Source organism: Burkholderia sp. Ac-20384 (assembly GCF_017104605.1).
In the GTDB taxonomy this organism is placed as follows: Bacteria; Pseudomonadota; Gammaproteobacteria; order Burkholderiales; family Burkholderiaceae; genus Burkholderia; species Burkholderia lata.
In genome coordinates this window covers 1-7,767 of the sequence record NZ_JAAGPE010000383.1, presented here as the reverse complement: position 1 = coordinate 7,767, position 7,767 = coordinate 1, and the positions used below count along the sequence as shown (strand labels likewise).

Annotated in this window: 5 protein-coding genes; 3 read left to right on the top strand and 2 right to left on the bottom strand. The window is 67.1% G+C overall.

Annotated features, from left to right (window positions below):
• A partial coding sequence (locus G3O00_RS37745) for a helix-turn-helix domain-containing protein (protein WP_206146055.1) occupies nt 1-361 on the top strand: 361 nt, incomplete at its 5' end.
• An 88-nt stretch (nt 362-449) separates the two neighbouring features.
• The gene (locus tag G3O00_RS37740; protein ID WP_206146054.1) at nt 450-2,876 is read left to right on the top strand and encodes a DKNYY domain-containing protein; all 2,427 of its coding nucleotides are present in this window, start codon (nt 450-452) and stop codon (nt 2,874-2,876) included.
• A 202-nt stretch (nt 2,877-3,078) separates the two neighbouring features.
• Here G3O00_RS37740 and G3O00_RS37735 read toward each other — a convergent pair whose 3' ends face one another.
• Together G3O00_RS37735 and adiC are read right to left on the bottom strand one after the other, a co-directional pair.
• The gene (locus G3O00_RS37735) at nt 3,079-5,418 is read right to left on the bottom strand and encodes an Orn/Lys/Arg decarboxylase N-terminal domain-containing protein (RefSeq protein WP_206146053.1); all 2,340 of its coding nucleotides are present in this window, start codon (nt 5,416-5,418) and stop codon (nt 3,079-3,081) included.
• A 3-nt stretch (nt 5,419-5,421) separates the two neighbouring features.
• Entirely contained in the window at nt 5,422-6,954 is a 1,533-nt protein-coding gene (gene adiC / locus G3O00_RS37730) for an arginine/agmatine antiporter (protein WP_206146052.1), read from the bottom strand.
• Between the two features lie 429 nt (nt 6,955-7,383).
• On the opposite strand from adiC, the gene G3O00_RS37725 reads away from it, so the two are divergent.
• Nucleotides 7,384-7,767 (top strand): nitronate monooxygenase (locus G3O00_RS37725; RefSeq protein WP_206146051.1); only part of this gene is annotated, 384 nt, incomplete at its 3' end.

Here is a 7,767-nt window from a genome sequence, read left to right as displayed (position 1 = left end):
GGTCGCGCCGGGCGGCACCGACCGGCTCGCGAAGCTGATCGACTGGATGCGTGCGCACGCGGCCGAGCCGCACACGCTCGCGTCGCTTGCCGCGCAGGCCGCGATGAGCACGCGTACGCTGCAGCGGCAGTTCGCGGACGCGACGGGAATGTCGCCGCTCGCGTGGTTGATCCGCGAACGCGTGAACGTTGCGAAGGACATGCTCGAAGCGCATCCCGCGCTGCCGCTTGCGCAGGTTGCGGCGCGCGCGGGGTTCGGTTCCGAGGAATCGCTGCGCCGGCATTTCCGGCGTGTCGCGGCGACGAGCCCGGCCGCTTACCGGCGCGGGATGGATCGTGGCGTAAGATTGCAGGACGCTTGAGCGCCGCGCATTCGCGCGGCGGCTTTCGTACCCGGCGGCGCATCGCCTGACCGGGGCATTCCGGACGAAAGCGGAAAAAACCAACAACATGACACTCAGAGAGAACCTCGGCTTCGGCTTCATGCGCGATGACGCGCACGTGTATTGCCATGACGACCCGTTGCGGGACCGCGACGGCAACCTCATCGAAGGCATCGTGATCGACGGCTTCCGGCCGCTGTCGCAGTATCTGGCGACGGACGGCGTGCGTGCGTACGCGCGCACGTTCACGTGGTTGCGCTTCACCGTGCTCGACGTCGATGCCGCGACGTTTCGACGGCTGGACGAATCGCATGCCGTCGACGCGAACCATGTCTATTTCCAGAACCGCAAGCTTGCCGGCGCGTCGCCCGCGAGCTTCCGGTTGCTGAGCGATGCATGGGGGCACGACGACCGCTACCTGTACCACTACGGCAAGCGCATGCGTGGCGCGGATCCCGCGACGCTGCGGTGGGTCGGCGCGTATCTGGTCGATGCGCAACACGTCTGGTATTGCGGGCGGGTGCTCGAAGGCGCCGATGCGGCGAGCTTCGTCAGCGCGGACGACGTGGCGCAGGATCTCGCGACCGACCGGGCGCGGCCTTACCGTTACGGACACGCGGACGATCCCGGCCCGCGCGAGAAGTGGGAGGGCAGCTGGTCGCCGTTTTTTGCCGCGCGCCCCGAACTGCAAGGCTACTGGTGGCATGCGCTGGTCGGGCAGGCCGCGGCGGGCACGCCGGCCCGGGAACTCGGCGGCGGGTACCGGGTAGTCGGCAATCAGGTATACCTGCACGACCTGCCGCTGCTCGAACCGGACGCCGCGACGGTCCGGTGGCTCGGCGATTCGTTCATCACCGACCGGTCGCGACTCTATTCGTACGCGGAGTATCACAAGGGCTTTCTCGACGGTGGCCCGCTTCCCGGGGATCCGGCCCGGTGGCAGCATCTGACCGGGCCGTGGTTTCAGGCCGGCGACCATTGCTATCTGAAGCAGTGGCGTGGTCATGCGGAAGCCGCGAAGGTCGACGGCGAGACATTCGAAGTCCTGAACGACACTTACGCGAAGGATCGCAATGGCGTGCTGTGCATGCTGGTACGCAAGCGCGGCATCGATCCCGCCCGAGTCGAAGTGATCGGCGGCTCCCATCTGCGCGATGGCGACCGGTTGTTCTATTTCGGCAGGGAAGTGAAGGCCCGGTTCGATGGCGCGACCGCCGAATTCATCGGGCACCGCTTCCTGCGCGACGGGCAGGGGCGGTTGCTGCACGACAGCCAGCCGTATCGGCGCGGTGTCGACGGTGCGACGCTCGTGTTCCTCTCCAAGTATTTCGCGCGGGACCGTGCGCGGGCCTACGTCTATTGCAACGGTGCCGAACTCGTGCCGCTGCCGGGCGTCGCCCCGGCCGACTTTCGGCTCGAGCAGCCCGATGTCGGCACCGACGGCCGCCGTCGCTACGTGTATCAGGCATGGCTCGCCGCGTGGCGCGCGCGGCAAGGGGGGCCGATGCCCGACTACGTGCCGCCGGATTACGTCGCACCCGAGGCGGGGGCGCAGACGGACGCCGGTCCTGCGCCCGAATCGGTATCGGCGCATGAAGCATCGCAGTCGCCGCTAGCCGGGACGGTTGCGACCCGTCGTGCGTGCGTGCTCGAATGGTCGCGCGATCCGACGGGTGGCCTGCGCCTCGTCGTGGCCGGCGAAGGATTCTGCGACATCTGGGATCTTGCGCAGCGACGGGTGGTCGCGTCGTTCGAACTGCCGAGGCCGTTCGTGCCGGACGAAGCGGAGGCGACTGCCACGGACAGACTGCGCAACGTGCCGGTGAGCGCATCGGCCGATGCGGCGCTGTCGACGCTGATCGTCGCGTATTGGGACAACACCGCGCTCTACCGGGTCGACGCCGCGAGCGGGGCCGCGCACGTGTGCTGGCGTGCCGAAAGCCGGTACGACGATCTGGAGCGGGTCCATTTGTCGCCCGACGCGCGCGAAGCGTGGGTGCGCATCCGCAACCGGCTCTATCGCGTGCCGCTCGCCGACGGCGGCACGCTCGACGTGCTCGATTACGACATGGCCGACGTGCGTTTCAAGGATGCCCCGTTCGCGGTGAGTGCCGGCCGGCATCGCCGCGCCTTCGCGCGGGACGCGGCGCTGACGGTGCGCACGGAGGGCGAAGCCGATTGCGAGTTGCCGGGGGCGGACAATGGCTTCCCTTGCGCGTTTTCCGACGACGGTGCCCGCGTGCTGGCGTGCGATGCGAAATTCGTATTGCGCGAGTTCGATGTCGGCACCGGCGAGCGGCTCGCGGTGCATCGTGGCGGCTGGTGCGAGCGCAAGTGGTTCAAGAGCCAGGCCGGCTGGATCGGTGGACGTCCCGTGTTTGCCGGCCTGCCGAAGGGCGGGCGGGGCGAGGTCGATATCTGGGATGTGCTCGACGACCGGCTGCTGTTTCGCATCGAGGCCGCCACGCGCGTGCCCGAGCCGGACGCGAGCTGACGCGGTCGCGGCGGTGCTTTCGGTCGTTCGAGGGAAGAAGGCCGGGGGTATCTGACGGCTGCGCAGCCTGCCTATGCAACCCCGCCGGGGTACGGAGAACGCAGGGGCATGCCAGACGAAGCAGCGTGCCACATGGGCTGGCTGGTTGCCCGGGGCAACCGGTCAGCCCGAACGGCCGCGTGCCACCGCGGCCGGCGCATGCTCAGCGCGTGTTGTTATCGTGCGCTTTCCGCTTGATGCACGCGATCCGGTACACGCCATCTTCGACTTCGACGCCGTGCGTGTCGTGCGTGAAGCCCGGGAAGCGCAGGTCGTACTGCTCGAGCGCCTTCAGGTAGCCGAGCAGCGGGCCGTCGGCCGCCCCCGCGTTCTCACCGGGCATCAGCAGCGGAATGCCGGGCGGATAGGGCACGACGCCTGTCGCGACAGTGCGGCCTTCCATCTCCGACAGTTCCAGCATCTCGATGTCGTTGTGCACCAGATGCTCGAACGCCTCGGCCGGGCTGTAATCGGGCTTCGGCAGCGTCGAGAAGCCGCGCGACATCATCTCGGTGGTCTTCAGGTCGCTCATTGCGCTGAACAGCAGGTCGCACACGTCGCGCAGGCCGAGCTTGCCGTAGCGTTCCGGATAGCGCGCGACGAGTTCGGGCAGCGCCTGTTCCAGCGGCGCGTTCGCATCGTAGTCGCGCTTGAAGTCGAGCAGCGTGTTGACGAGCGTGCCCCACTTGCCCTTCGTCACGCCGAGCGAGAACAGGAACAGGATCGTGAAGTCGGTCGTCTTCTCGACGACGATCCCGTGCCGGTCGAGATACGCGGTGACGACCGACGCCGGAATGCCGACCGGCATCAGCCCGCCATGCGAGGCGACACCCGGCGTGACGATCGACACCTTGATCGGGTCGAGCATGCAGTAGTCGTCCTCGATATCGCCGAAGCCGTGCCATGTGTCGCCCGGATGCAGCACCCAGCACGACGGGTCGGTGGCGAGCAGCGTCTCGTCCGCTTCGTGGAAGCGCACGCGCCGGCCCGTCTTGCGATCGACGACGCTATCGGGCTGCCAGCCGTTGAAGAACCAGTCGTTGTTCTCCGCGCATTCCGTATGCAGGCGCGCCAGCATCTGGCGGAACGCGACGGCCTCGCGGATCGCGTCGGTCGTCAGCGCCTCGCCGCCGGGGCCGTCCATCATCGCGGCGCTCACGTCGTTCGACGCGATGATCGCGTAGTTCGGCGACGTCGACGCATGCATCATGTACGCCTCGTTGAAGCGCGCGTGCTCGATCGGGTTGCGGCCGTCGCGGACATGGATGAACGAGGCCTGCGACAGCGCGGCGAGCAGCTTGTGCGTCGACTGCGTCGCGAACACGGTCGGCTTGCTCGCATCGTGTTGCGACGGATCGCCGTGCATCGCGTGACGGTCGCGGTAGATCGGGTTGAAGCGCGCGTAGCCGTACCACGCCTCGTCGAAATGCAATCGATCGACGCTCTGGCCGAGCAGTTCCTCGACGCGCGCGACGTTGTAGCAGAGGCCGTCGTACGTCGAGTTCGTGATCAGCGCATGCACCGGCGTCGGGTCGATGCCGTTGCGACCGCGCACGAGCGGGTTCGCGTCGATTGCAAGCCGCACGGCGGCGGCCGTCAGCCGTTCGGGCATGATCGGGCCGATGATCCCGTAGTGGTTGCGCGACGGAATCAGGTAGGTCGGAATCGCGCCGGACATCGTCATCGCGTGCTCGGCCGACTTGTGGCAGTTGCGGTCGCACAGTGCGACCTGGTTGCGCGTGACGCTCGCCATCAGGATCACGCGGTTCGACATCGACGAGCCGTTCGTCACGTGATACGTGCGATGCGCGCCGAATACGCGTGCCGCATAGCGTTCGCTTTCGCCGATCGGGCCCGAGTGATCGAGCAGCGAGCCGAGTTCGCCGACCGAGATCGACAGGTCCGAACGGAACAGCGATTCGCCGAAGAATTCGAAGTACGCACGGCCGACCGGCGATTTCAGGAACGCGGTGCCGCCCGTGTGGCCTGGCGTGTGCCACGAGTATTCGTACACGCGCGAGAACTTCGCGAGCGCGCGGAACATCGGCGGCAGCACGGTTTCGCGGTAGCGCTCGATCGCGGCGACGATCCGGCCGCCGATGAACGCGGTGGTGTCCTCCAGCATCCAGATGAAGTCGTCGGCCTTGCGCATCGCGTCGACCGGAATCGCGGACGCGCTCGCGCGGCTCGCGAGCAGGAACACGGGCACGGTCGCATTGCGTGCGCGCATCGCGTCGAGCACGGCCTGCGCGGGTGCGTGGTCGGCATCGTTGCCGAGTTCCCAGTTGAGCAGCAGGCACTGGATCGCCGGATCGGCGGCGACCACCGCGCAGGCATCGTCGGCGGACGTCGCGATCACGACGTCGACGAGCCGCGTGCGCAGTTCCTCGGCAAGCGCTGTCGCGGCGCGCCCGGTGGCGGTACGTTCATCGATGTCGTGCTGCACGAGCAGCGCCTTCATGCCGAGGCGGCGGAAGGCCGGTTGGGTCAAGGAAGCAGTCATGTATTAATCCCCCGTTTGCTGGGTTGCCTGGACGCTCGCGGCAACGGCCGGCGAGCGCGCGTGAAGGGTGTCGGCCTGGTGACGGCCCACGGAGATCCAGAAGGTGGCGGCGAGCGCGGCGATGGTCACGCCGAGCGCGAGATAGCGCACCCAGCGCGGCGAGCGGCCGCCCGGATGGATATGGGTTTCCTCGATCTCGCGCTGGCGGTTGATCGACAGCTCGTAGAAGACGATCGTCGCGACGACGAAGATCAGCGACCAGCGCGTTTGCTGGCCGTCGGAGCCGACCATCGCCCACAGCGCGTAGACGGCGCCGATCAGGCCGACGATCGTGTAGAACGTGAACTGGTGCGACGGCATCTTGCCGTAGCCGAGCACCTTGATCGCGATGCACGAGTAGATGTACGGCAAGAGCGTCATGATCACGGCGATCGACGCGATCTTGCCGAACTGCTCGCTGGCGCTCGGCGACATCGTCGCGAGCACCTGCACCGACATGATCAGCGCGACGATCGCAAGGCCGGCCGACGGCACGTTCTTCGAGTTCACGCGGGCGAACACGCCGGCGAACAGCCCGTCGTCGGCGGCCGCCTTCGCGGTCTGGCCGACCAGCAGCGTCCAGCCCGCGAGCGAGCCGAGGCAGCCGAGCGCCGCGCAGATCGCGACCGCGTTCGCAGCCGTATTGCCGAGCGCGAGGCGCGCGGCGTCCGCGAACGGCGCGCTCGATGCGAGCAGCGCCTTGTTCGGGATCATCCCCATGATCACGGTCGAGCTGAGCACGTAGCAGACGGCCGCGAGCACGACGCCGCCGACGGTCGCGATCGGCACGTTGCGCGACGGGTTCTCGACGACACCGGCCGATACCGACGCACTCTCGACGCCGATGAACGCCCACAGCGTGAAGTTCAGCGTCGCGCCGATCGCGCTGAAGCTGCTCGCGCCCGACACGTTCCAGCCGGCGAAATACACGTCCTTGCTGAACCAGAACCAGCCGAACACGGCCATCCCCAGGATCGGCACGAGCGCGAAGATCGTCGTGACCGACTGCACGCGGCCGACGACGTTCGGCCCGAGGATGTTCGCGTACGTGAACAGCCAGATCACGAAGATCTGCGCGAGCGCGAACACGAGCGGGTCCTTCAGGACCGGGAAGAAATGCGTGAGGTAGCCGAGGCCGGCAACCGCGAGGCCGACGTTGCCGAGCACGTTCGCGAGCCAGTAGATCAGGTTGGTCTGGTAGCCCATGTACGGGCCGAACGACTTGCGCGCATACGCGTACGGGCCGCCGGCGGCCGGGTCGATTGCCGCGAGCTTCGCGAACACGAGCGCGAGCGACACGGCGCCGACGACGGTGATCAGCCAGCCGAAGATCGCGATGCCGCCGGTGGCGGCGAGGTTCGCGGGCAGCATGAAGACGCCGGAGCCCATCATGTTGCCCGCGACCATCAGCGTGGCGGGAATGACGCCGATTTTCGGCGGGGAAACCGCGGCCGATGGGGCGGCGGACCGGGAGGAGGACGAGCTGGCATCGGACATGCGACGCTCCTTGACGAGACGTGTTGCGGTTGAGGTGGCGCGGCGTGGCGCCGGTTGACGATTCCGGCATGAATCGTCGTTTTATTTAACGTTTTCATGTTATCGCCTTGGTGGTTTTTAATAAGGGTAAACGCCGGTATTTAATAACTTGAATATTGATGAATGTCATTGAAACCGGGGAATCGGTGTTTGAATTCGGGAGCGGGTGGTCCGTGCGGTAAGGCTTGGGGGCGTTTTTTGGTCCCGATCCCGGGCAGGGAGGCCAAGTCGTCTAAGCTCCCTTGAATAATCATTTTTTCCGAATCGGTTAACTCAATTCGTGATGTAAATCGAGCTGCAATCGGGGTTCGAGTTTGTCGGTTAATATCGATCGCATTAAATGCGCGCCGCCGGCGCGCAACCACCGCTGCTTCCCCGAGGACGATTCCGATGACGACGCTGCCTTCCCGTTTGCCGCTGATCCAGGCCCCGATGGTCGGTTCGCTGAGCCCGCTCGCGATCGCGGTGTGCGAAGCCGGCGGGCTCGGCTCGCTCGCATGCGCGGCGCTCGGCCCGCAGCAATTGCGCGACGAGATCGCGGCGATCCGCGCGCGCACGCCCGCACCGTTCAACGTGAACTTCTTCTGCCACACGCCGCCGGCGCCCGACGCCGAGGTCGATGCACGCTGGCGCGCGGCGCTCGCCGGCTACTACGCGGAAGCCGGGCTCGATCCGGCCGGCGTGAAGGGCGGCCCCGGCCGCGCGCCGTTCGACGATGCGATGTGCGCGGTCGTCGAGGAGCTGCGGCCGGCCGTCGTCAGCTTTCATTTCGGG